This is a genomic window from Mesorhizobium sp. B3-1-8 (genome assembly GCF_006439495.1).
Classification (GTDB): domain Bacteria; phylum Pseudomonadota; class Alphaproteobacteria; order Rhizobiales; family Rhizobiaceae; genus Mesorhizobium.
In genome coordinates this window covers 57,847-81,403 of record NZ_VFTK01000006.1, presented here as the reverse complement: position 1 = coordinate 81,403, position 23,557 = coordinate 57,847, and the positions used below count along the sequence as shown (strand labels likewise).

The window sequence follows — 23,557 nt, the reverse complement described above, 5'->3', positions numbered from 1 at the left end:
GCTAGCCAACCTCGATGAAGCGAATGACCGTTTCGCCATAGCCCCGCTCGTCCACAACGGAAAAACCCGGGCCTGCCTCGAACGGCGCCGAGGCCGCCTCCTCGACCACGAACAATGCGCCGGGCAACAGCCAGCCGCCGGCCTTGGCCGAGCGCAGCGCGCGTTCGCCAAGCCCCTTGCCATAGGGCGGGTCGGCGAAGATCAGGCCGAAGGGCGAGAGCGTGCCAGCCTCACCCAAATGAGCGGCGTCGCGACGAAAAATCTTGGTGCGGCCGGTGAGCCCATAGGCCTCGACGTTCTCGCGGATCAGGCCTCGCCCCTCCGTCGATTCCTCGATGAAGACGCAGTAGGCGGCGCCGCGCGACAGCGCCTCAAGTCCAAGCGCGCCGGTGCCGGCGAAGAGGTCGAGCACGCGGCCGCCTTCGAGCTTTTCGGCATAGCGATGCGCGAGCACGTTGAACACCGCCTCGCGGGTGCGATCGGTGGTCGGGCGGATGGCATTGCTTCTCGGCGTCGCCAGCGGACGCCCGCGGAACTCACCGCCGACGATCCGCATTGCCGCCCCTCTTCGGACCGCGCGGCCTGTCGCCGCCATCGCCTTCGGGGCGCGCGCGGGGCTTGCCAAACGGCTTGCCCTTGCCGCCCGGCTTGTAGGATGCCTTGCGCGCCTTCGCCTCGGCGGCCCTGGCGGCATCGGCTTCCGCCCTACCCTTGCCGATCGGCCGGGCGCCCGGCGCCATCCAGACATTGGCCTTGCGCTGGCCCGGCGGTTCGATCGGCCGCTGCTCGCGCTCGGATTTCTTGCCGCCGAAACGGTGCTTGTCGCCGAAGCCACCACGCGGCTTTTCGCCGAAACCGCCGCGGTCGGATTTAGGGCCGCGCTCGCCGAACGCCCGGTCCGGTCCAAACGCCCTGTCCGGCTTTGTCGAGAGCTTGCTCAGCGCCTCGTCGCGGCTGCCTTCGCGGCGCTTGCGCGCCTTGATCAGACCGCCCTCGCCGATCGGCCGGTGGTCGCCGTCGCGCGTGAATTTCGGCCGGTCGGCCGTTTCGCGGCGAGGCCCGCCGCCGCGCACCGGCTTATTGGAAAACGGCTTTTGGATCTCGGCATCGAAATTGGCGCCGGATTCCTCGATCAGCCGTTCGCCGAGCTGTTCGCGCAGCACGCGGCCCTTGATCTCCAGTACATGGCCCTCGGGAAGATCCTCGAGCTGGAACGGTCCGTAGGAGATGCGGATCAGCCGCGTCACGTCGAGGCCAAGCGCGCCGAGGATGTTCTTCACCTCGCGGTTCTTGCCTTCGCGCAGGCCCAGGGTCAGCCACGCATTGGTGCCCTGCTCGCGGTCGAGCGAGGCTTCGATCGAGCCGTAGAAGACGCCATCGACGGCGATGCCTTCGCGCAGGCCGGCGAGCGCGCTCTCCTCGACCTTGCCGTGGACGCGCGCGCGGTAGCGCCGCAGCCAGCCAGTGGCCGGCAATTCGAGCACGCGCGACAGCCCGCCGTCATTGGTCAAAAGCAGCAGGCCCTCGGTGTTGATGTCGAGCCGGCCGATCGTCATCAGCCGCGGCAGGTCGGACGGCAGCACGTCGAAGACGGTCTTGCGGCCTTCCGGATCGCGGTTGGTGGTGACGACGCCCGCCGGCTTGTGGAACAGGAAGAGACGCGTGCGCTCGATCGGCGGGATCTCGGTGCCGTCGAGATGGATGATGTCGTTGGCGCCGACATTGAAGGCCGGCGAGTCCAGCACCTTGCCGTTGACCTTGACGCGACCGGCCGCGATCAGTTCCTCGGCGTCGCGGCGCGAGGCGATGCCGGCGCGCGCCAGCCGCTTGGCGATGCGCTCGCCGCTTTCGGGCGCAGCTTCCGAGGGCTGCGGCCGTGGCTTGAAGCCGCCTTCCGGCTTTCCGCCAGCTCCGCGTGGACGATCGCTGAAGTCTCGCTTCGGCCGGTCGGCGAAATCGCGTTTGGGACGGTCGTCGAATGCCCGCTTGGGGCGGTCGAATCGTCGTTCGCCCCGATCGCCTTCGGCAGCCGCCGGTCGGTCGCCACGCGGTGCGTAAGGCTTGCGGTCCTCACGCTTCTCGAAAGGCTTGCCATCGCGCGGCGGACCTTTGCGGAACGGCCTGTCGCCACGCTCCCCGCCTTCACCCATTTCACGCGGCCCCATCTCACGCGGCTTGTAGCTGCGCTTGAAATCGCGCGCAGGGCGCTCACCCTCCGCGGCCATCGGCCGGTCGCCGCGCGGTGTGTAAGGCTTGCGGCCCTCGCGCTTCTCGAAGGGCTTGCCTTCGGGGCGCGGACCTTTGCGGAACGGCTTTTCGGCGCGCCCGGCGCCCTCGCCCGTCTCGCGTGGCTTATAGCTGCGCTTGAAGTCGCGGCGCTCGCCTTCGATATCGCGGCGCTCGCCTTCGGCAGCCATCGGTCGTTCACGCTTGGCGAATGGCTTCTTGGCGCCGTAGGCCGGCTTGCCGTCCCGCCGGCCCGCCGGTTTCGAGCCGCCTTTGCGCGGCCCGCGTGAAGATTTCTTGTCGTCGTTCATTACTTCGCTCGTCTTCACCTGCTACAGCGCAGCACGCCCTTTCGGACGCCCAGCGCAGGCGGTGTCATCTTGATTATTGCGCATATGCCAGCGCGGCAAAAACCGATTCCGGTTTTCAAGGTCTCGCGCTAGATAACAGGATCGCTGTCGGGTGGCGAGGAGTAATCGGAATGGAGACCGCTTGAAACGACCGGATTTCATGGCCCTGGCGCTTGAAGAGGCCGAAGCGGCCGCCAGCCGCGGCGAAGTGCCGGTCGGCGCCGTGATCGCCAATGGCGGCACGGTGGTCGCGAAAGCCGGCAACCGCACGCGCGAGCTGGCGGACCCGACCGCGCATGCCGAGATGCTGGCGATCCGCGAGGCCTGCCTGAAGCTCGCCAGCGAACGTCTCACCGGCCACGATCTCTACGTGACGCTGGAGCCCTGCGCGATGTGCGCCGGCGCGATCTCCTTCGCCCGGCTGCGGCGGCTCTATTTCGGCGCCGCCGATGTGAAAGGCGGCGCGGTGGTCAACGGCGTGCGCTTCTTCGCCTCACCCACCTGCCACCACACGCCGGACGTCTATCCGGGGATCGGCGAGAGCGACGCCGCCCTCATCCTCAAGGACTTTTTTCGCGAGAGACGGAATGGCGGGTGAGGTGAAGTGAGTAGTGGTTAGTGAGTAGTGAGTAGGTCACTACTGACTACTGACTACTGACTACTGACTACTGACTGTTCACAGCCCTAGCCAGTCGAACCAGCCGCCCTTCTTGCCTTCGGCCTGCGCCTTGAGACGGCGCTCCTTCTTGTACTCGTCCTCGCCGAGCTCGTTCTGCGGCGCGGCGGCGGAGGGCTGGCGATAGGCAAGCGGCGGCTCGCTCAGATATTTGCGAGTGGTCGGGTCGCCCTGCTTCTGTTCGGCAAGGCTGCGCTGGATCTGAGCCCTGCGGGCGGCCGAGTTGTCATCCGGCGACCAGGCCGGCGGGTGGCTGGAGCCCGATTCGGCCAATGCCTTCTTCACCGCCTCGGGATTGGTCTGGATATCCTCGACGGCTTCCGGCTGGTAATTCGGATCGTTCTGGTGCGCGGTGGCGTCGGCGCGGATGCGGGCGCGGCGCGCCTCAGGCGATTCGGGCCAGTCGGCGCTCGCCGTCTCGATGCTCTGCTGCGGCGGCGGCAGGCTTTCCTTCTGCCCGGGAGCGGGCTTCACCAGATCAGGACGCGGCTTGTAGTCGATCGGATCTTTGCGCTTCGGGGTGATCGAGGCAGCCGCGGAGACATCGTCGAACAGCTGCGCGGCTGCCGTCTTGTCGGTTCCATAGGTCGGCGAACCCACGCAGCCTGACAGGGCGATGGCCGATACCACAAGCGGCGCCATCAGCGCGGCGCGCGCGAACGTTCTGTCGGTCATGCCAAAAAGTCCCACTCTAACAGCCTTTCAGTCGCCACCGGCCAAGGGCACGGTCCCCTTCTTCCCCGCATTTGCGATGGAAATCCGGCGACAATTTGTCTGCCGGAGTGTCGCGTGTTTACCTCAACCACTTGTTAAGGGCAACGCGCGGGCGGTTTCAGGCCGCCCGGCGTGGCATTTGTGCACCGACTTATCGACAGGACTGCAGCCGCCCAAGGGCCTTCAGCTCATGCAACACGGCGGCATCGCGGGCCGAGACATCCGGAAATTCCGGATCCTGCCCGACATCGGCGGTGTAGCGCCAGGAGCGCGCGCATTTGACCAGACCGCGATCCTCGGCTTTCTCCACCACCACCGCCACCCCCTTGACGTCGTCGAGCGTGAAGGCGCCTTCCGGGGCCTTGCCGTGTTTGACGACGAGATCGCTGGTGATCGCCATCTCGGCCATATCGACATCGGCGATCGCGGCCTCCAGCGCCGGGTCGTCGAGCGTCACCACCGGCACCGCCTCGAGCGACGAACCAATCAGCTTGTCGGCGCGCGCGATCTCCAGCGCGCCGGTGACGACGCGGCGCACCTGCCTCACCTTGCGCCATTTCTCGGCCAGCGCCTCGTTGCGCCAGTCCTGCGGGACCGCGGGGAACTGGTCGAGATGCACCGACACGGCTTGCGGATGGCGGTCGAGCCAGGCTTCTTCCGTGGTGAAGGGCAGCATCGGCGCCAGCCACTTCACCAGGCATTCGAAGAGGTGGCGCACCACCTGCACGGCCGCCCTGCGGCGCAGACTCGACGGCCCGTCGCAGTAAAGCGCGTCCTTGCGGATGTCGAAATAGAAGGCCGAAAGCTCCACCACCATGAAGTCGAGCAGCGTGCGGGTGATGCGCTTGAACTCGAAGGCGTCGTAGCCCTGGCGCACCATTTCGTCCAACTCGGACAACCGGTGCAGCATCAGCCGCTCCAGTTCCGGCATCGTCTCGACCGGCACGTCCTGGCCGTCGTCATGCGCAAGCGTGCCCAGCATCCAGCGGATGGTGTTCCTGAGCTTGCGGTAGGCGTCGATATTGGTCTGCAGCACGTTCTTGCCGAGCCGCTGGTCTTCCCAATAATCGGTCGTGACCACCCAGAGCCGCAGGATATCGGCGCCGGACTGTTTGATGACGTCCTGCGGCACGACGGTGTTGCCGAGCGACTTCGACATCTTGCGGCCTTCCTCGTCCATGGTGAAGCCATGGGTGATGACCGTGTCGTAAGGCGCCCTGCCCCTGGTGCCGCAGCTTTCGAGCAGCGAGGAATGGAACCAGCCGCGATGCTGGTCCGAGCCTTCGAGATAGACGTCGGCCGGCCATTTGAGGTCCGGACGGTCCTCCAGCGTGAAGACATGCGTCGAACCGGAATCAAACCAGACGTCGAGGATGTCCATCACCTGGTGCCATTTCGAGGCGTCGTGATTGCCGAGGAAGCGTGCCTTCGCGCCCTCGGCGAACCAGGCGTCGGCGCCTTCCTTCTCGAAAGCGTCCATGATGCGCTCGTTGACGGCCTCGTCCTTCAGCACATTGCCGTCCTCGTCGGCGAAGACCGCGATCGGCACACCCCAGGCGCGCTGGCGCGACAGCACCCAGTCGGGGCGCTCCTCGATCATGGCGCGGATGCGGTTCTGGCCCGCCGCCGGAACGAAACGGGTGTCGTCGATCGCCTTCAGCGCGCGGTTGCGCAGCGTCGTGCCGTCGCCGAGGTCCTTGTCCATATAGACGAACCATTGCGGCGTATTGCGGAAGATGACCGGCTTCTTGGAGCGCCAGGAGTGCGGATAGCTGTGTTTCAGCCGGCCGCGCGCGAACAGCGCGTTGCGCTCGATCAGTTCGTCGATGACGGCCTGATTGGCGTTGCCCTTCTTGCCATTGTCGTCGATGACGCGCGCCGCGCCACCTTCGCGCCCCGGGCCGAAGCCCGGCGCATCCTTGGTGAAGAAGCCGGCATCGTCGACCGTGAAGGGGATCACGGTGTCGACGCCTCGCGCCCGCAACTCGCCCGCGGCCTCCATCCAGGCGTCGAAGTCCTCGCGGCCATGGCCGGGCGCGGTGTGCACGAAGCCGGTGCCGGCATCGTCGGTGACATGCTCGCCCGCAACCATCGGCACCGGGAACTCATAGCCGCCGCCGAGGCCCTTGAAAGGATGAGAAAGCGTAAGCTTCCCAAGCTGTTCGGCCGAGACGCTGTGAAGCCTGTTCAGTGCGACCTTGGCCTTGACGGCGCACTCTTGCGCCAGCGCGTCGGCAAAGATCAGCTTCTCGCCGGGCTGCGGGCCGAAGGCGTTCTCGGCCGCCGTGACCTCATAGAGGCCATAGGCGATGCGCGGCGAATAGCTCACGGCGCGGTTGCCGGGGATGGTCCAGGGCGTGGTCGTCCAGATGACGACATGCGCCTCGACGAGGTCGAGCGCTGCCTCGTCCAGCGCGGCGCCGGCGACCGGCTGGGCGAGGCTCGCGACCGGGAACTTCACCCAGATCGTGTCGCTCTCGTAGTCCTGATACTCGACCTCGGCCTCGGCGAGCGCGGTGCGCTCGACCACGCTCCACATCACCGGCTTCGAGCCGCGGTAGAGCTGGCCGGACAAGGCGAATTTCAACAGTTCGCCGGCGATGCGCGACTCGGCATGGTACGCCATGGTGGTATAGGGATTGTCGAAATCGCCGACGACGCCAAGACGCTGGAACTCGCCGCCCTGCACCTTGATCCAGTGGGCGGCGAACTCACGGCATTCCCTGCGGAACTCGTTGACCGGCACTTCGTCCTTGTTCTTGCCCTTGGCGCGATACTGCTCCTCGATCTTCCATTCGATCGGCAGGCCGTGGCAGTCCCAACCCGGCACGTAGTTGGCGTCATAGCCGCGCATCTGGAAGGAGCGGTTGATGACGTCCTTGAGGATCTTGTTCAGCGCATGGCCGATATGGATGTTGCCGTTGGCGTAGGGCGGCCCGTCATGCAGCACGAATTTCTCGCGGCCGGCGGCCTCCTCGCGCAGCTTCCTGTAAAGGTCCATGTCCTGCCAGCGCTTGACCAGGCCAGGCTCCTTCTCGGGCAGGCCGGCACGCATCGGGAAGTCCGTCTGCGGCAAATAGAGCGTTTTGGAATAGTCGATCGTTTCAACGGTGTCGGTCATTGATCTGCCATCTGCGTTGCCCGGCGGCGGGAAGCCCGGGCGTTGAACCAGCATTTTCTTGAAAAGCGCGAGGGGCGCGCGCGAAAAATCCCGGCGGCTCCAGCGGCGCTCAGGCCGCCCGGAACACCGGGCCCGTAATTCGTATCGCGATCGCGAAAAGGCGCGAAAAGCTCGTCATGGCGTGGCTTTTAGCGGATGGCGCGGCAGGAATAAAGCGCGGATTTCAAGGCATGGAGCCGCTTTCACGGCCTACATGGTGAAATTGAAGCGGTAAGTGGTCGAGACCCCGAAGGTCCACTGATTGCGGTCGCCGCGTTCCTTGACCAAGCTGGAATCGGCCGCCGGCCCCATCAGGCGCGAATATTCGGTAAAGACGCTCGCCGTCATCGGCTCGGTCACTTTCCAGGTGATCGCGCCGCCGAGCCCCGTCGATTTCAGCCCGCCGCCGGGATGGTACTCGCTCAGGCCCGAAGCGACAGCTTCCTTGGCGTTGACGCCGTAATAGGCGTCGAAATAGTCGGACGATGCGAAGGAAACGCGCGGACCACCGGAAATGCGCACGGTCGGCGTGATGTCATAGAAGGCGTCCGCGGCGATGTCCGCGACGAAGCCGTTATGGGAGCGGATGCCGTGCCTGAGCTCGGCGCGCGCCCTTAGCCAATCCAGCGGATAGAATTCGAAGAAGCCGCCCACCTCACCGCCCCAGCGCACGGGATCGAGGCCCTTGAGCTCGTCCTTGCTCTCGCGCGAGAATATGAACTTGCCGGTCAAGCCGGCGCGGACGGAACCGTCATCGATCAGCGCCAGCGAGATGTTGTCGTTGCGCGAGGTGAAGCGCGCCTCCGGACCGACCTTGCCGAGCGAGACGATCGGTTGGGCGCTGAGCATGTATTTCTTGCCGCCCTCGAAATTCGGCGCGACCAGCGCGGTGGCGCCGAGCGTCAGGTACCAGTTGCCGGATATCCAGCTGCCCTCGCCCGCCTGGGCGACAGGTGCACTGAGCAGGCCCATGGCGACGGCCAGCGGAATCGTCCCGACAATACGCATCGTCACCCCTTACGCGAAACGCGCCGGCGGCACCACCTGCCAGCGCTCAAGCCATGCCGTGCGTTCGGTAAAATTTGACTTAAAATCGGTAACATGGTCGGCAGCATCCGGATGAGGACGGCCACCAGATCAGGTGTCGCGCGGCGCGACCGGCTGGTCCAGCAACCTAGCCACGGCCTTGGTGCCTTTTCCGCCAATGCGCGCAGAGCCGTCGTCACCCACTTCCACCGTGGCACCGTTGGCGAAGCTGAGCGACCAACCGTCATCCGTAGCGTTACGCCGGCGGTCGGTGAGCTCGATGCCGCCAGCGGTGACCAGCGCGACAATTCTGTCAGTGTCCATCCTCGTTCTCCGGATACGGGCCATCAATTCAGGTCGAGCCCGCCGGTAAGGTCACCGAGCGGTGGCTCGCCATGCGCGGCAACGGCCCGGTCGCGAACCACGATGCCGTGCAGCACAGGCAGTTCGAAACGCTCCGTGATGAGGCGAAGGATCGAGGTGGTGTCATAGGGCGCGTGATCGACATAGCCGTGTTTGGCGAAGGGCGAAACGATGATTGCGGGGATGCGCGTGCCGGGCCCCCAGCGATCGCCCTTGGGCGGCGCGGCATGATCCCAGATGCCGCCATTCTCGTCATAGGTGACGACGACCAGCATATGCGGCCATTGCGGGCTCTTCTCCAGATGCGCGATGACATCGGCGATATGGCGGTCGCCCGCCTGGATGTCGGCATAGCCGGAATGCTCGTTGAGATTGCCCTGCGGCTTATAGAAGGAAACCTGCGGCAGGGCGCCATCGTCGATCGCCTGGGTGAAGCTCACGCCTCCCAGCCCCGCGTCGCGCAAATGTTCGCGCCTGGCCTCGGTGCCAGGCGCGAAGTTGGCGTAATAGTTGAACGGCTGGTGGTGATACTGGAAATTCGGGATCGGCGTGTGGTTGCCGTGGTCGAGGGTGTACTGCCAGGCGCCTGAATACCATGCCCAGCTTATGTGCTTGAGGCTGAGCATGTCGCCGATGGTCGGCTCGGTCTGCGGTGGGAGGGTCGTCGGCTTGGCCGGATCCGCTAGGCGCGGATCGCCGCCAGGCGCCGGATCGTTGCCGCTCGGCTGGAAAGGCGGTTGCATCGTGTTTACCGCGTAGAAATCCGGCGTCAGGTTGCCGTCGGAGACGAATTTCGGGATGCCGTCGCGCGCCGATTTCGGTGAATTGTCGGCGACCTTCAGCGCCGTGCCACTGTCGTCCGTCACCGAGATCGACGGCTTGGCAGGGTTCTTGTCGGCATCGGCGTAGTAGGGCGCGCAGGCGCAGATCAGCCATTGGTGGTTGAAGAATGAGCCGCCGAACCCGCCCATAAAGAAGTGGTCGGCCAGCACGTATTTCTGCGCGACCGCCCACATGTCGGTCTTGGAGGCGTCCCAGTTGCTCATCGGCATGGCGCCCGAATCGGCCCAGGCGACGAACATGTCGTTCTTGCCGCCGTCGATTTGCATCTGGTTCTGGTAGTAGCGATGCCAGAGATCGTGCGTCACGACCGTAAGCGGGACGTTGAAACCCTTCGCGTCGTTCACCGTGAACGGCGCGTTCGCAAGGTGTTCGGTCATCGCCTGTGTCACCGGCGGCGTGACGCCCTTGGCGGTCAGCCCGTCCCACACCGGCGGCAGTTCGGACAGCACGGAGCCGTCACGGTCACGCTGCTGCAGGCTTTCCTGGCTCGCCTTGTCGATGCCCTCCGCGCCAGGAAAATGGCCATAGAGATTGTCGAAAGCGCGGTTCTCCGCGAAGATGACGACCACCGTCTCTATCTTGGCAATGCCGGCCGGCGGATCGCCAGGCTGGGCCGCGGAAGCCGAAGCGGCAGCGCACAGAGCGAGAGTTGAGGAAAACAGGGTAAGCCCAAAGGAGCGCTTCATCACCGTGCCTCACCAGTGGTGCAAAACGGGATGACACCAGCTTCGGCACATCTTTGCAATAGCGGCGACTCTGGACGGCAGTGCCATTGGGACTACCTTCCCTCACGACAGGATGCGCCGGCCACATCTGGAGGAAAGTCGACCAAAGCGATGCCATGAAGGACGCGATCGGCCGGCCGTGGCCGGTGGGGGTCGCTTTTCACCCAATGCCGCCGGTAAGCGGCATCGCCCTTGACGATTTGTAATCGCCGGTGTCGCTGCGCTAAGCGGAGCGCCGGTTGTGGCGCAGCGTCTCTATCAAATCGCAGGCTGCTTCCAGTCCGCCGGTAAGCGGGTTCGACGCGCCGTAGCCAAGAGCCGCCTCGCGCCATTGGTCCCGGACCGCCGGGTTGCCGGCTTTCAGGATTGCCTGCCGCCAGATTTCGGGGTCGTCGCGACTGGCCACAACCAGTCCCGCCCCGCTGGCTCGGACATATTTTGCATATCCGCAGGCGTCCGATGCGATGACCGGCAGGCCGTTTGCAAGCGCCTCGAGAATAACCGTGCCCGTATTTTCCAGGCGAGCCGGGTGCAGCATGAAGTCGCTCGCGACCACGACCGCCGGGATGTCCTCCTGGATGCCCAGCAGAGTGACCCTTTTCGATATGCCGGATTTGGCAATCAGGCCGAGAAGCCGCGTTTCCTCCTCGCTGTTTTTTCGAAGGCCGGCGACCAGCCAATGGATCTCCGGGAACGGCTGAAGCGCTTTTATCGCCCGGTCGAGACCCTTCACCTTCAACCTGTTGGCGATGGTCAAGGCGATGACCGTTTCGCGCGGAAGCCCAAAACGATCGCGGATTTCATTGCGGTCGACAGCCAGCAGCTCCGGTCTGCGGCGTTTCGGATCGAGCGTCGGTCCGACGACGTGAATGCGCGATTCCTCCGTCCGCCAGAAGTTGCGGTAAAGCGTTGCCTGGTGTTCGCTGAGTGCGATGATCTGCACGGCGTTGCCAGGGGCAAAGATCATCGATTCGAGCTTCTGCTGGCGCATGAAGCGGGGCGAAAACGGCCGCCACCACCCGAGCTTCGACACAAAATAGGGCGGGTCGCCGGCATAGTAGATATCCAGGCCCGCCATCTTGTTGAAACCGACCACGCAGTCGAAGTCCCGCCTGGCCGTCAGCACGGTCCTACCCAGCGCATATTCGGTGCCAGGGTTCGAGAGAACCCGTGCCGGCTGGATTTTTATCGCAGCCGAACTCTCGACATGACCGACCTGGCGGGTCGTCAGGATCGTCACGCTATGGCCGCGCCGGACCAGTCGGTCGCTGATGTTGAGGCAATCCCTTTGCAGCCCCCCATTCATGAAGAGGGCAGAGATTGCGCAGCAGATTTTCATCTCATTTTCCGGAGCGCCGCCTTATCCCCCAAGTCGGATCGACGGAGAGAGACTCCGGGTGCGCCCCAGACTTCCCCAATCAAACAAACACGGCCGGGCGCCTAAATGTTGGCCGTGTTGAAACCACGAATATGCTGTATATAGCCGGTTATCAAGAGACTTGGATGCTGTCGCGTTCTAGCTTTCTCCCGCCAAGACCAACCGGAGCGCGCTCATGAAAGTTCCACGGGGCGATCGCGCCTGCGAAGCCGGGTTCGACTGAAAGCCGCCACAGCCGTGCCAAGGGCCCTGCGCGAATATGACTGGCGGCAATGGCTGAGGCTGCAGCCGCTGCTGCACGCCGTCAAAACTGCCCGTTACCGGAGAATCGACCGGAGGTTTCTGCGCCAGCCGGCCAAGGATGGCGACATCCAGGGCATCCGCGAGGCCGCCCGGGGTCGCCATGTCCTGCTGACCGTTGCCTTCGGCGATGCTCAATGCCTGGATCTCCAGTTGCGGCTGACGAGCGGACTTGTTCGCCACGATCTCCACATCGTGGCCGACAACAGCGTCGGAGAAGCTTCCGCGGGCAAGAACAGGCAGGTATGCGCGGCTCACGGCGCCGCCTATGTCAGGCTGCCGGCCAATCCATGGACCGTAAGGAACCCGAGCCGGTCCCACGGCGCGGCGCTCAATTGGATGTGGCGCAACATCCTGAAGCCTGGCGCGCCGGCCGCGTTCGGATTCCTCGACCAGGACCTTTTCCCGACGAAGCCATGCGACCCCTTCGAACCTCTTGAAGACGCGGCGTTTTACGGCGATCTGCGCTGGGCAGGCGCGCGATGGTATTTGTGGGCCGGCTATTGCTTCTTTCGGTTCGACGCCGTCGGCCGCGAGCCTCTCGATTTCGGGCTCGACTGGTTCGCCGGCCTCGACACCGGCGGAGCCAATTGGGAAGTGCTCTATCGGAATGCGGATCCCAACGCGGTGCCGCAACGGCCGATAACCGCATTCGCCGCCTTGCCGGGAATTGAGCTCAGACAGGCCTATTGCGAATGGCGGGGAAGCTGGCTTCATGAAGTCGGCCTCGACGGCGACCTTTCTTTGAAGGCGAAAAAGCGCGAGGCGGTCCTGCGACTGCTCGCTCCCGCGCTTGAGATCGCACTCGGATCGGCCGGACAAAGAGATTGACAGTCGACAGACCGACGAAACTTTGGAATTGGAATTTTGAAACCAGGCCGCCGACATTCGACAATTCAACGGCCTTTCGGTCACGACCGATTATTCGCAAGGACAGTTCCATTGCCGACAGTGAGTGTGATCATTCCGGTGCGAGACGGCGCGCAATATGTCGGCGAGGCCCTGCAAAGCATCCTGGACCAGGATCTGGCGGATATCGAAGTCATCGTCGTCGACGATGGATCTCGCGACGACAGCGCCGCGATCGCGACGTCGATCAGCGACCGCGACAGCCGCGTCAGGCTTGTCGCCAACCGCGGCAAGGGGATCGTCGATGCGCTGAACATGGGGCTTTCGCTCGCGCAGGCCCCTCTTGTGGCGCGCATGGATTGTGACGATGTCTCGCTGCCCGGCAGGTTGCGCCTGCAAGTGGCGTGTTTCGACGCGGATGCCGACCTGCAGCTGCTCGGTACGGCGGGGTTGCAGATCGACCGGGACGGAAATCCGTTGAGGCCGCTTGACGTCCCCGCCGGCGGCGACCCGTTGCGCGAAGCGCTTGCCAGATACAATCCCATGCTTCATCCGACAGTGATGTTTCGGACCGAGGCCGTCCGGCGCGCGGGAGGCTACCGCCGCGCATTCACCCATGCGGAAGACTACGATCTATGGCTGCGGCTTTCCGAAACGGGAAAACTGGCCAACATGGATGCGCGGCTCGTGAAGCTGAGATCGCATCCGGGACAGGTATCGCGCATGAAGGAAGATCAGCAAAGGGCTGCCGCGGCATTGGCCAGGCAGTCGGCGCTGCTGCGTCGCCATCGCGCCGAGCCGTTCGACGCGAACGGCCAAGCCGCGCAGGCCATCGCAAGCTTTCTGGCGTCGCGCGCCGCCACGGGGGTCGGCATCTCCAGCCCGGAGAGACGCGACATCGAGTTGCTGCTGCGAACCGCGGACATACCCCTCACCCTCACTCTAAAGCTGCTGTTCCTCGCGGCTGTCGGCGCGCCCTCCTTCAGGACGCTCGCGCTGGGACCTCGACTGGCCTGGCGCAGGATGATCGCGCGTCCCGCAAGAATGCGGCTCAACTGATGCGGCCCGCATGATGCGTCTCGTCGTCGATCTCTCGAGCATGGTGCGTTGGCTCGGCCCTCCGGTCGGCCTGGTCCGCGTGCAACGCCACTACGCGGCCGCGGCGGCCGCATTCAAGGCTTCCGATGTGGCGTTCACCGTGTTCGACCCGATCGAGCGGGTCCTTAGACAAGTTTCGCCTGGCATGGCGGCGGAAATCATCGCCGGCGACATTTCATGCGACATGAGCTTTTACCCGGACCCGGCCCGCATCAAGATAAGGTTTTACGATCGCTGGCCGAAATGGGCGCGGCGGTTGCTGATGACGACCATAAGACCGCGCCGGATCCTGATAACGGAAATTGGCGCGTTCGGCCGGCGCCATCCCGGCAGCCCTTTTCTTCGTTTCCTCGAGCGGATCGAAGACCGGCTGATGAAGGAAAACGAGCAGCGGCAGGTCGCTCGCGAGGACGGTTCACGCGCTCGTATCGTCCCGCTCAGGACCGTGGCCGGCGACAAATACGATCTTTCGCCCGGCGACCATCTGCTGCTGATGAACAACGACTGGGCGCATACCGATATCGAGGTCATTTCGCGCGAGGCGCGCTTGGCCGGCGCAAAGCTGATCGTGCTCTTGAACGACATCATTCCGATCCAGTTTCCCGAATGGTACAAGCCGCACGACGTCAAGAGATTCACCGACTACGTGAACCTGGCGGTCGGGCTGGCAGACCGCTTCATCCTGACGTCGAGGCGCGTCACCACTGACGTCGAGGACTACGCCGCCAAGCTCGGCGTCCATCTGCCGGAGCTGAAACAAGTCCCGCTCGGCTGCGACAGCGTCCGCGAATCGAAGGCGGACGGCCGCATGCCGGACGGGATCGAGACGGATCGCTATATCCTGTTCGTTTCCACCATCGAGCCACGCAAGAACCATTCGCTGCTCATGGATGTCTGGAGGCGCATCGTCCTGGACGGAACGGTCGCGCGCAGCGGCATGAAGCTGGTTTTCGTCGGCCGCAGCGGCTGGATGGTCGACGGGATCCTGGCGAAGCTTCACAGCCATCCCGACTACGGCAAGAGTCTTGTCCATCTCGACAACGTCGACGACGCAACGTTGTCCCGCCTTTACCGCAACAGTGCGTTCTGCGTGTATCCGTCGCTCTATGAAGGATATGGGCTGCCGCCCGTCGAGGCGCTGGCCTATGGGAAGGCGCTGATCGCCTCCACGGGCGGAGCCATCGCCGAAGTTGTCGGCTCGTCGGGACTCTGCCTTGATCCGCTCGACGTCGAAGGATGGGAAAGCGCCATGCGGGAGTGGATCACCTCGCCCGCGGCCCGTGCTCCATACGAAGCGAAGGCCAGAGAATTCGTGGCGCGAGGCTGGGAGCAGGCCGGCCGGGAGACACTGGAGGCGACGCTTGCGCCGTTCCCGGACGAAGTCCGGCCGTCGCGACAATAGCCGCCTTTATGGTTGCCGGGATACGCGGCTTGCCTGTCCGGTATTCCGGAACCGGCTCAGGGTTTCGTCGACGATGTAGCGGCCGAGCTCACCCCCGGGCTTGAAGGAAAGCGCATGCTCTCGCGCCGCCCGCCCGGTGGCTATCAAATCGTCGCGATTCTCGATCGTGGTAGGAAGGTCATGGAACAGCCGGCCGCCCCGTCGGCTGGGCCCGTGTTGCTGGACGGACAATGCCGTTGGGTTTAGCTTCCTTTCGCCGCACGACCGGTGGTGAATTTCGAGGGAGATGAAGCCATGACTCTGCCAAGCGACGCTCTCAAGGACGCGATCGGCCAGACGCGGGACAAATGGGGATGGTTCGTGGCGCTCGGCGTGCTGCTGCTGATCTTCGGCGGCATCGCCTTCGGCAATCTGTTCATCGCCACCGTCGCCTCGGTCTATGTCGTCGGCTGGCTGATGCTGATGGCAGGTGTCATCGAGATCATCCACGCCTTCGGGGTCAAGACCTGGGGACGTTTCTTCTACTGGCTGCTGAGCGGCCTGCTCTACGCCGTCGCCGGCTTCTTCGCCTTCGACAACCCGTTGCTGGCCTCGGCGGTGCTGACGCTGCTGTTGGCCATCGCGCTCGTCGCTTCGGGGCTTCTGCGGTCCTGGGTGGCCTTCAATCACCGGCCGCAGCAAGGCTGGGGATGGCTGCTCGCGGCCGGCATCATCACCATTCTGCTCGGCCTGATGATCGCCATGGGCTGGCCGGTGAACAGCCTTTGGGTGCTTGGCATCTTCCTGGCGATCGACCTGGTCTTCCAGGGATGGAGCTTCATCGCCATCGGCCTGGCGCTGAAGCGGTAGGCTTCCGTCAGTCGGCGTTGAGAAGCGTGACTGCGGCAAGTGCCAGCGCAATACCGAGATATTGGGCTTTCGAAACGTCCTCCTTGAAGACGACCGCGCCGACCAGGACTGCGCCGGCCACCACAATCGTATTGACCAGCGCGCCGGTAACGGCAAGATTCAGTCGCGTGTTGATGAAGGCAAACATGAAGTAGGATACCGGCGACAGCAGCATGACGATGGCCAGGCTGCGGCCGCTGCCGGTCTTGCCCCAATGAGCGCTAAGTCCGTCGCAGAGGATGAACAGCGCCGCGCAGGGCAGGACAACGGCCCACACCATTAGGTCTATCTTCATTAGCGCTTTCTGCACAATCAAGCGCCCCGCGGTCGGTGAAATGCTTCACCCATGCGAGTCAGCCTTTGATCGAGCGGCAGACTGAAGACGATCCGAGCAATTCCAGGAAAAGTGTGTAGCGGTTGGGCTCGGCGACTTCGCCGTGGCCTTCCGTCCGGAATTGCGTCAAAACAAGGAGATAGGGCGGTTCGCCGCTTCCGTGAAACGCACTAATTAGAACGCGATCTCGGCGTCCAGTTGCGAGAGCGGGCGCACGCCCGCCAGCAGCGCCCTCGCCTCGGCCTCGTCCTTTTTCATCTGCGCCACCAGCGCGTCGAGGCCGTCGAATTTGAGCTCCGGCCGCAGGAAGCCGAAGAACGACACCTGGCAGGTCTGGCCGTAGAGATCGCCGGAAAAATCGAAGACGTAGGTTTCGAGCAGCGGCGCGCCATTGTCGTCGACGGTGGGACGCCGGCCGAAGCTGGCGACGCCATCATGGAGCATGCCGTCGGCGCGACGGAAGCGGACGGCATAAATCCCTTCCTTCAAGGCCGCTTCCGGCGAAAGCCGCATATTGGCGGTCGGGAAGCCGAGGGTGCGGCCAAGCTGCTGGCCGCCGATCACCTCGGCTTCGACGGTGAAACGGTAGCCGAGCAGGCCGGCGGCCTCCTCCACCTTGCCTTCGGCGAGCAGTCCCCGGATGCGACTCGATGAAACCACCTCCGCGCCCTCATCGCGGAAGGCATCGACCAGCGTCACGCCGAAGCCATGCCGTTCTCCGGCAGCCATCAGAAAGGCCGGGCCACCCTGGCGGTCCTTGCCGAAATGAAAGTCGAAACCGGTGATGGCATGGCGGATGCCGAGGTTCTTCTCCAGCACGTCGGTCACGAAAGCCTCGGGCGACAGCGAGGCGAACTCGCGCGTGAACGGCTGCTCGACCAAGGCGGCAAAGCCAAGCCCGGCAAGCAGCCGCGCCTTCATCGGTGGCGGCGTCAGCACGAAGAGCGGCACCTGTGGCCGGAAGATCTTGCGCGGATGCGGCTCGAAAGTGAGCACCAAGGCGGGCACGCCGCTGCGGCGGGCTTCGGTCAGCGCGCGCTCCAGGACGGACTGATGGCCGCGGTGGACACCGTCGAAATTACCGATCGCCACGACGCCGCCGCGCAGATGCGCGGGCAGTGGCGCGACCGCGGAAAGACGTTCGAAAGCTTGCTTCATATCGAGGCGTCCGTCATGGCCAGACCACCAACCTATTGCAGACGCGGAATGACGGCGACCGGCCGGTAGCCGTGCTTTTCAAGGAAGCCCGCCAGCCTTTCGGGGTCGGGGCGGAGCGGATCGCCATAGTCGCGAGCGTGGATGCCGCCCGAGACATAGAGCACGTCGAAGCCGTTGTCGGCCGCGCCCTTGACATCCGTCATCATGCCGTCGCCGATGGCGAGAACCTCGCTGCGCTCGACGGCGCGGCCAAGAAGGCCGGCGACCTCCTTCATGGCGACATCGTAGATCGGCGCGAAGGGCTTGCCGGCGATCAGCGTGCGTCCGCCCAATTGCGCGTAATCCCGCGCGAGCGCGCCGGCGCACCAGATGGTGCGCTCGCCGCGCTCCACCAGGATATCCGGATTGGCGCAAATGAACGGCAGATTGCGGGCACGCAGCCGCTGCAGCAGTTCGGCATAGTCGGCGGGCTTCTCGACCTCGTCGTCATAGAGGCCCGTGCAGACAATACCCGAGGCCTCGAATTCCTCGACCAGATCGACATCGAGCCCGTCATAGAGCGTGAAATCGCGCTCGGGGCCGATATGAAAGATCTTCCTCGGGCCATCGGCGATCAGGTCGCGGGTCACGTCGCCGGACGTGACGACCCGGTCGCAGGCATCGCCAGGGACGCCGATCACCTTCATCTGGGCGACGACGTCGGCGCTGCGACGCGGCGAATTGGTGATGAGCACGACAGGCACATCGGCCGCGCGCGCCCTTGCAAGTGCGGCGGCAGCGGCCGGAAAATGCCATTCGCCGTTGTGCACGACGCCCCATACGTCGCACAGTATGGCGGCGTAGCGCCCCGCCAGATCGTCGAGCGAAGCGATGATGTCAGGCGAATCCGCCATGCCGTGTCCCTGATTTCGATCATGAACCACGTCGCGCTGAAGGCCGCCGCGGTCCGCCCCGCATAGCCGAAGCGCCTCATCCTGTCACCAGCTTTCCCGACCTGCCCTTCCGTCAAGCGCGGACGGGGCAACAGGTATCCGCCATGGGCGGACCGCCGGTTGCACAGGGTTAACGCGCAGTCAAAGAGGCGCCGCGTTCTTGACAGTTTCGCGAAAGCTGAAATTTAACGATTTATGACCATAGTACCAAACCAACTGCGACCATGGTCGTACTCAAACATGGATCTTTGGCGGGGGTAAGCACAATGATCCGCGATTTTTTTCACGACAGGCGGGGAAACTACGCCTTGATGACGGCCATCACGATGATACCACTGATGGGCGGCGTCGCGGTTGCCATCGACTATACCGAACTGGTCAGGCAGAAGCAGGAAACATTGAACGCGCTCGACGCCGCGGGCATCGCGACGGCACAGCAGATCGTCACGGGGGCCAGCGACGACGCAGTAAAGGCCTTTGCCAAGCAATTCTTCGAAGCCAATCTTGCGCATGTCACTGCGGCGAACACGGCGTTGACGGTTACCTTGCCCAACAACAATTCCGGCGGCGGCACGCTGATCCTCCAGGCTTCACTCAAGTACAAGCCTTATTTCCTGCCAGCGGCCATTATGATGCTCAATGGCGGCACCGCTGGAGAAACCAACATAAATGTGACGGCCAGATCGGAAGTCCGTCTCAAGAACACGCTCGAAGTAGCGTTGGTGCTCGACAATTCCGGCTCGATGAGCACGAACGGTTCAGGCACTGGCCAGAAACGCATCGACCTCCTAAAGCAGGCAGCGAAACAGTTGGTCAGCACGCTGGCGCAGCAGGCGCAGCAGATGAAACAGATCTCGAAGCCGGTGCAGTTCTCGCTGGTCCCGTTCTCGGCCTCCGTCAATGTCGGCCCGACGCATGACCAGGATACGTGGATGGATCTGAACGGCGTCTCGCCGATCCACCATGAAAATTTCGACTGGTCTACAATGACGTCCGCCAACGACGCCAACAAGTACGCGCAGAAGGTCGGCGGCATATGGTACAAACGCGGCGACGGCTGGGGAGACACCAAGGATCAGCCACTCACCCGCTTCAGCCTCTATTCCGACATGACCGTCGAGTCTGACCGCGAAACGGTGCAGCCTCCGAAGCAGTATGTCTGCGATGTCACCAAGAAAGACGGCACCTGCAGTAAAGGCCATTGGGTCACGCCGTCCCCGACATACGTCTACACCACCAGCCGCTATGCGAGCTGGCAGGGCTGCGTGGAGGCCAGGCCATACCCATACAACGACGACGATACGACGCCGGACAGCGCTAATCCGGCCACGCTATTCGTGCCGATGTTCGCCCCCGACGAGGCCGGCACGCTTTGGCGCGATTTCAATCGCGACGGCAACAACGACGTAAGCAGCGTCAGCTACGGCTACAGCAACAACTGGTGGGCGGACTGGCCCTATTCATCCAACCCGACAGCGTCGCAACGTCAGTCCGACATGCGCAAGTACTTCCTGGTCAAGCCATATGGTTCGGCCTCCGCGAGCGCTGGCGACGGTCCGAATGCGGCTTGCACCACCAGCCCGATTACGCCGCTCAAGGATGTCAGCGTGGCGGCTGAGAAACAGGAACTTGATGACGCCATCGACGATATGGCGCCGACCGGCAACACCAACGTGCCCGAAGGCATGGCCTGGGGCTGGCGCACCGTGTCCAGCAACGAGCCGTTCACCGAAGGCCGGTTGAACAGCGAGAAAGGCAACGACAAGGTGGTCATTGTTCTGACCGACGGCGCCAACACCTACAGCGCCATCGGCGACGCCAGTTATGCCAACAATCGATCCACCTACGCAGCTTACGGATATACCGGGCTGACCTACCCCGGTTCAGGCAGCGTGACACGCATGTTCATGAACACGAGTAGCGCGGTGCCGAAGACCACCTACACCGACAGCAACTATACCGCCGCGCTCGACGAGAACATGCAGACGCTTTGCTCCAATGCCAAAGCTGCCGGGGTCATCGTGATGACCGTCTCGCTCGATCTGGTTGACACCAAGACCGACGAAAAGAAGGCCATGGCTGCCCTCAAGGCCTGCGCATCGGATTCGCGCTTCCGCAAGGATCCGACCGACCCGACCAAGCCGGCGAAGCTGTTCTGGAACTCGACCGGCGCCACGCTGTCGGACGACTTCAAGGCGATCGGCAACGAGCTGTCGAACCTGCGCATCGTCAGCTGAGCCGCACCGCAAACGATCGAGGACGCCCGCCGCGAGACTAGGCGGGCGTTTCATCGTGGGGCTATACATGGCAACTGGTTTGGTTAGCGGTAAGTGAAGTCGCCGTTAAGCAATCGAGCGGTTTGCCAAACCGGTCCTTCAGCGTTTTGTGGAAGTGTGGCCCGACAGAGAATCCGCCGGCGGGGGGCCGCTCAAGAAAAAATGCGCAAATTCTGGCATCAATTCTGCCGTGACCGCCGCGGCAACTATGCGCTCATGACAGCGATCGCCATGGTGCCATTGATGGGCGCAGTAGCCATGGGTGTCGATTTCGGCGAGCTCAACCGCGAAAAGCAGATGGTGCTGAATGCGCTCGACGCTGCCAATTTCGCCGCCGCGGTGCGGCTTTCGCAAGGAGCCACCGACGATCAGATCAGGGCCTACGCGGCCGGCTTCTTCAATTCCAACCTCAATGGTATCGAGCCCGGCAACCTTTCGCTCGATGTCACCCTGCCAAATAACCAGACCGGCGGCGGCCTGATGAAGCTTTGCGCGACGCTCACCTATCATCCGTATTTCTATCCGGCCGCGGCCTTGCTCAATGGCGCATCCGACGGCGACGCGCATAAGCCGATCCAGCTCGAGATGTGCTCCCAGGTGCGGCTGAAGAACACGCTGGAAGTGGCGATGGTGCTCGACAATTCGGGCTCCATGACAACGCCCGGCACGGGCACGGGACAGAAGCGCATCGACCTGCTCAAGCAGGCCGCCAAGCAGCTTGTCGACACGCTGGCGCAGCAGGCATCGCAGATCAAGCAGATCGACAAGCCGGTCCAGTTCAGCCTCGTGCCGTTCGCGGCATCGGTCAATGTTGGGCCCGACAACGACAACGCCCCGTGGATGGACGTCTATGGGCTGTCACCGATAGCGAATGAGAATTTCGACTGGTCGACGCTGAACGCGCCCGACAAATACGCCCAGAAGATCAGCGGCATATGGTACAAGAAAGGCACCGGCTGGGGGGAAACCGAAGACCAGGTGCTGAGCCGATTCTCGCTCTATCGCGACATGCAGGTGGTGACCAGCCACGAGCGCATCGTCGGCAGCAAACGCGTCGTGTGCGACCAGTACCGCTCCGACAACACCTGCAAGCGCAGCCACAACGAATACGACTACAACGACACTTATGGCCCGTTCGCCAGTTGGCAGGGTTGCGTGGAAGTGCGCCCCTATCCCTACAATGTCGACGACACGCCCGCCTCGGGCGGGCCCAACAACACCGGCATCGGCGTCGGCGATCCGGCGACGATGTTCGTGCCGATGTTCGCGCCCGACGAGCCAGGCAACCAGTGGAAGGTGACCCAGGATCCGGACGAGCCGAACCCGGTCACCTACGGCGCCGCCAACAGCTGGTGGAACGACGATCCGTCGAGCACCACCGGCAAGACGCGCCAATCCAACATGGCCAAGTATTTCATGCCCCGGCCGATCGATGCGCCGGTGCTGTCGAAAGGCGCCGGCCCGAATTACAGCTGCACCACCACGCCGATCACGCCGCTCACCGACGTCACCAATGCGGACGGGCTTGCGGCCATCAAGGCGGCGATCGACCTGATGCAACCCAACGGCAACACCAATGTGCCCGAAGGCACGGCCTGGGGCTGGCGCACCGTATCGAGCGCCGAACCCTTTACCGAAGGCCGTCCGGAATCCGAGCGCGGCAACGACAAGGTCGTCATCGTTCTCACCGACGGCGAGAACACCTATTCGACGGTCAATTCCGACCCGGCCGGCAACAAGTCGACCTATGCCGCCTACGGCTATACCGGCGTCGGCTATAACGGCACCTCGGTCACCCGCCTGTTCGGCGGCACGTCGAGCGCTATCGGCCAGTTCAACTACTCGTCGAGCAACTACACCGCGGCGATGAACGGGCAGATGGCGAAGCTGTGCGACAACGCCAAGGCGGCCAAGATCATGGTGATGACGGTGGCGCTCGACATGTCGTCGACCAGTTCAAGCGACCAGAAGGCGATGGCCGCGCTGAAGGCCTGCTCTTCCGATTCCCGCTTCCGCAAGGATCCGACCGACCCCAGCAAACCGGCCAAGCTGTTCTGGAACGCGACCGGCGCAACGCTCTCCGACAACTTCAAGGAGATTGCCAACGAGTTGTCGAACCTGCGCGTGGTCGGATAAGACGCACTGGCGCAACGGGTACCAGCCGCCAACCCCTTGCGAGTTCCCGCGAAGCGGCGCACATCTCGGGCACCTTCCGGAGCCATCGATGCCCGACGCCGCCAACCATCTCACTTTCGCGCTGATCTGCCTCGGCATGGTGCTCACGCCTGGGCCGAACATGATCTACCTGATCTCGCGCTCGCTGTCGCAAGGGCCGAAAGCCGGGCTGATCTCGCTCGGCGGCGTGGCGCTGGGCTTCCTGTTCTACGTGGTGTCGGCGGCCTTCGGCATCACCGCGCTCATCTTCGCCGTGCCTTATGCCTACGACGCGCTTCGCTTCGCCGGCGCGCTCTATCTGTTGTGGCTCGCCTGGCAGGCGCTGAAGCCCGGCGGGCGCTCGCCGTTCCAGGTCCGCGAGTTGCCGAGGGACAGGCCGCGCAAGCTTTTCGTGATGGGGCTGATGACCAACCTGCTCAATCCGAAGGTGGCGGTGCTCTATCTGTCGTTGCTGCCGCAGTTCATCAATCCGGCCAAGGGCCATGTCCTGTCGCAGCTTCTGGTGCTCGGCGTGACGCAGATTTCGATCAGCCTCACCGTCAACGCCATCATCGCCGTGACGGCCGGCTCCATCGCGAATTTCCTCGCCGGACGGCCGTTCTGGCTGGTCGTCCAGCGCTGGATGATGGGCACGGTGCTGACGGCGCTGGCCCTGAAGATGGCGACCGAGGCGCAAAGATAGCC

Annotated in this window: 20 protein-coding genes; 8 read left to right on the top strand and 12 right to left on the bottom strand. The window is 63.8% G+C overall.

Features of this window, described 5'->3' with window-relative positions:
• Position 1 precedes the first annotated feature (1 nt).
• Together rsmD and FJ424_RS07655 are read right to left on the bottom strand one after the other, a co-directional pair.
• Positions 2-556: a 16S rRNA (guanine(966)-N(2))-methyltransferase RsmD gene (gene rsmD / locus FJ424_RS07660; protein WP_140656997.1), complete on the bottom strand. Its 555-nt coding sequence runs from the start codon at positions 554-556 to the stop codon at positions 2-4.
• The gene (locus FJ424_RS07655; RefSeq protein ID WP_140656995.1) at positions 537-2,537 is read right to left on the bottom strand and encodes a pseudouridine synthase; all 2,001 of its coding nucleotides are present in this window, start codon (positions 2,535-2,537) and stop codon (positions 537-539) included. The genes rsmD and FJ424_RS07655 overlap by 20 nt, the downstream gene beginning before the upstream one ends.
• 181 nt (positions 2,538-2,718) lie before the next feature.
• Between FJ424_RS07655 and FJ424_RS07650 the strand changes: the two genes are divergently transcribed.
• The gene (locus FJ424_RS07650) at positions 2,719-3,174 is read left to right on the top strand and encodes a nucleoside deaminase (RefSeq protein ID WP_140656993.1); all 456 of its coding nucleotides are present in this window, start codon (positions 2,719-2,721) and stop codon (positions 3,172-3,174) included.
• A gap of 78 nt (positions 3,175-3,252) precedes the next feature.
• Here the strand turns inward: FJ424_RS07650 and FJ424_RS07645 are convergent, their stop codons facing one another.
• From FJ424_RS07645 to FJ424_RS07615, 7 genes are all read right to left on the bottom strand, one after another.
• Entirely contained in the window at positions 3,253-3,927 is a 675-nt protein-coding gene (locus FJ424_RS07645; protein WP_140656991.1) for a hypothetical protein, read from the bottom strand.
• A 190-nt stretch (positions 3,928-4,117) separates the two neighbouring features.
• Positions 4,118-7,087 (bottom strand): isoleucine--tRNA ligase, encoded by a 2,970-nt coding sequence (ileS, locus tag FJ424_RS07640; protein ID WP_140656989.1) that lies wholly within the window; start codon positions 7,085-7,087, stop codon positions 4,118-4,120.
• Positions 7,088-7,336: 249 nt separating this feature from the next.
• Positions 7,337-8,134 (bottom strand): MipA/OmpV family protein, encoded by a 798-nt coding sequence (locus FJ424_RS07635; protein WP_140656987.1) that lies wholly within the window; start codon positions 8,132-8,134, stop codon positions 7,337-7,339.
• 129 nt (positions 8,135-8,263) lie between these two features.
• Positions 8,264-8,476 carry a hypothetical protein gene (locus tag FJ424_RS07630; protein ID WP_140656985.1) on the bottom strand — a complete coding sequence of 71 codons (213 nt, stop codon included), beginning with the start codon at positions 8,474-8,476 and terminating at the stop codon, positions 8,264-8,266.
• Positions 8,477-8,499: 23 nt separating this feature from the next.
• The gene (locus FJ424_RS07625) at positions 8,500-10,044 is read right to left on the bottom strand and encodes an acid phosphatase (protein WP_140656983.1); all 1,545 of its coding nucleotides are present in this window, start codon (positions 10,042-10,044) and stop codon (positions 8,500-8,502) included.
• A 262-nt stretch (positions 10,045-10,306) separates the two neighbouring features.
• Entirely contained in the window at positions 10,307-11,422 is a 1,116-nt protein-coding gene (locus FJ424_RS07620; protein ID WP_140656981.1) for a glycosyltransferase family 4 protein, read from the bottom strand.
• A 177-nt stretch (positions 11,423-11,599) separates the two neighbouring features.
• On the bottom strand, positions 11,600-12,019 hold the full coding sequence (locus FJ424_RS07615; RefSeq protein ID WP_140786349.1) for a hypothetical protein: 420 nt from the start codon (positions 12,017-12,019) through the stop codon (positions 11,600-11,602).
• 81 nt (positions 12,020-12,100) lie between these two features.
• Here FJ424_RS07615 and FJ424_RS07610 point away from each other — a divergent pair, with 81 nt between their 5' ends.
• The 4 genes from FJ424_RS07610 to FJ424_RS07595 all read left to right on the top strand — a co-directional run bounded on the left by FJ424_RS07610 (position 12,101) and on the right by FJ424_RS07595 (position 15,959).
• Positions 12,101-12,592 carry a hypothetical protein gene (locus FJ424_RS07610; RefSeq protein WP_140704289.1) on the top strand — a complete coding sequence of 164 codons (492 nt, stop codon included), beginning with the start codon at positions 12,101-12,103 and terminating at the stop codon, positions 12,590-12,592.
• Between the two features lie 120 nt (positions 12,593-12,712).
• A complete protein-coding gene (locus FJ424_RS07605; RefSeq protein ID WP_246677182.1) occupies positions 12,713-13,669 on the top strand; it encodes a glycosyltransferase in 957 nt (318 codons plus the stop codon).
• 10 nt (positions 13,670-13,679) lie between these two features.
• On the top strand, positions 13,680-15,110 hold the full coding sequence (locus tag FJ424_RS07600; protein ID WP_140656975.1) for a glycosyltransferase family 1 protein: 1,431 nt from the start codon (positions 13,680-13,682) through the stop codon (positions 15,108-15,110).
• Between the two features lie 294 nt (positions 15,111-15,404).
• Positions 15,405-15,959: an HdeD family acid-resistance protein gene (locus FJ424_RS07595; protein WP_140641117.1), complete on the top strand. Its 555-nt coding sequence runs from the start codon at positions 15,405-15,407 to the stop codon at positions 15,957-15,959.
• Positions 15,960-15,966: 7 nt separating this feature from the next.
• Here the strand turns inward: FJ424_RS07595 and FJ424_RS07590 are convergent, their stop codons facing one another.
• The 3 genes from FJ424_RS07590 to FJ424_RS07580 all read right to left on the bottom strand — a co-directional run bounded on the left by FJ424_RS07590 (position 15,967) and on the right by FJ424_RS07580 (position 18,383).
• Positions 15,967-16,293 carry a hypothetical protein gene (locus FJ424_RS07590; RefSeq protein ID WP_140641115.1) on the bottom strand — a complete coding sequence of 109 codons (327 nt, stop codon included), beginning with the start codon at positions 16,291-16,293 and terminating at the stop codon, positions 15,967-15,969.
• A gap of 213 nt (positions 16,294-16,506) precedes the next feature.
• Positions 16,507-17,490 (bottom strand): bifunctional riboflavin kinase/FAD synthetase, encoded by a 984-nt coding sequence (locus FJ424_RS07585; RefSeq protein ID WP_140656973.1) that lies wholly within the window; start codon positions 17,488-17,490, stop codon positions 16,507-16,509.
• A gap of 32 nt (positions 17,491-17,522) precedes the next feature.
• Complete coding sequence (locus tag FJ424_RS07580) at positions 17,523-18,383, bottom strand: TIGR01459 family HAD-type hydrolase (RefSeq protein WP_140656971.1); 861 nt, start codon at positions 18,381-18,383, stop codon at positions 17,523-17,525.
• A 305-nt stretch (positions 18,384-18,688) separates the two neighbouring features.
• Here FJ424_RS07580 and FJ424_RS07575 point away from each other — a divergent pair, with 305 nt between their 5' ends.
• The 3 genes from FJ424_RS07575 (at position 18,689) to FJ424_RS07565 (ending at position 23,555) form a co-directional block, all read left to right on the top strand.
• Entirely contained in the window at positions 18,689-20,659 is a 1,971-nt protein-coding gene (locus FJ424_RS07575) for a TadE/TadG family type IV pilus assembly protein (protein WP_140657028.1), read from the top strand.
• Between the two features lie 201 nt (positions 20,660-20,860).
• Complete coding sequence (locus tag FJ424_RS07570) at positions 20,861-22,834, top strand: pilus assembly protein (RefSeq protein ID WP_140656969.1); 1,974 nt, start codon at positions 20,861-20,863, stop codon at positions 22,832-22,834.
• 88 nt (positions 22,835-22,922) lie between these two features.
• Positions 22,923-23,555: a LysE family translocator gene (locus tag FJ424_RS07565; protein WP_140656967.1), complete on the top strand. Its 633-nt coding sequence runs from the start codon at positions 22,923-22,925 to the stop codon at positions 23,553-23,555.
• Positions 23,556-23,557 lie beyond the last annotated feature (2 nt).

Bases quoted from the DNA above. Each gene is read 5' to 3' on its own strand.
- FJ424_RS07590 (WP_140641115.1), bottom strand. From the start codon at position 16,293: ATGAAGATAGACCTAATGGTGTGGGCCGTTGTCCTGCCCTGCGCGGCG.
- FJ424_RS07565 (WP_140656967.1), top strand. From the start codon at position 22,923: ATGCCCGACGCCGCCAACCATCTCACTTTCGCGCTGATCTGCCTCGGC.
- FJ424_RS07625 (WP_140656983.1), bottom strand. From the start codon at position 10,044: ATGAAGCGCTCCTTTGGGCTTACCCTGTTTTCCTCAACTCTCGCTCTG.
- FJ424_RS07595 (WP_140641117.1), top strand. From the start codon at position 15,405: ATGACTCTGCCAAGCGACGCTCTCAAGGACGCGATCGGCCAGACGCGG.
- FJ424_RS07620 (WP_140656981.1), bottom strand. From the start codon at position 11,422: ATGAAAATCTGCTGCGCAATCTCTGCCCTCTTCATGAATGGGGGGCTG.
- FJ424_RS07585 (WP_140656973.1), bottom strand. From the start codon at position 17,490: ATGAAGCAAGCTTTCGAACGTCTTTCCGCGGTCGCGCCACTGCCCGCG.
- FJ424_RS07645 (WP_140656991.1), bottom strand. From the start codon at position 3,927: ATGACCGACAGAACGTTCGCGCGCGCCGCGCTGATGGCGCCGCTTGTG.
- FJ424_RS07570 (WP_140656969.1), top strand. From the start codon at position 20,861: ATGCGCAAATTCTGGCATCAATTCTGCCGTGACCGCCGCGGCAACTAT.
- FJ424_RS07575 (WP_140657028.1), top strand. From the start codon at position 18,689: ATGATCCGCGATTTTTTTCACGACAGGCGGGGAAACTACGCCTTGATG.
- FJ424_RS07655 (WP_140656995.1), bottom strand. From the start codon at position 2,537: ATGAACGACGACAAGAAATCTTCACGCGGGCCGCGCAAAGGCGGCTCG.
- FJ424_RS07580 (WP_140656971.1), bottom strand. From the start codon at position 18,383: ATGGCGGATTCGCCTGACATCATCGCTTCGCTCGACGATCTGGCGGGG.
- FJ424_RS07635 (WP_140656987.1), bottom strand. From the start codon at position 8,134: ATGCGTATTGTCGGGACGATTCCGCTGGCCGTCGCCATGGGCCTGCTC.
- FJ424_RS07610 (WP_140704289.1), top strand. From the start codon at position 12,101: ATGTGGCGCAACATCCTGAAGCCTGGCGCGCCGGCCGCGTTCGGATTC.
- rsmD (WP_140656997.1), bottom strand. From the start codon at position 556: ATGCGGATCGTCGGCGGTGAGTTCCGCGGGCGTCCGCTGGCGACGCCG.
- FJ424_RS07600 (WP_140656975.1), top strand. From the start codon at position 13,680: ATGATGCGTCTCGTCGTCGATCTCTCGAGCATGGTGCGTTGGCTCGGC.
- FJ424_RS07630 (WP_140656985.1), bottom strand. From the start codon at position 8,476: ATGGACACTGACAGAATTGTCGCGCTGGTCACCGCTGGCGGCATCGAG.
- ileS (WP_140656989.1), bottom strand. From the start codon at position 7,087: ATGACCGACACCGTTGAAACGATCGACTATTCCAAAACGCTCTATTTG.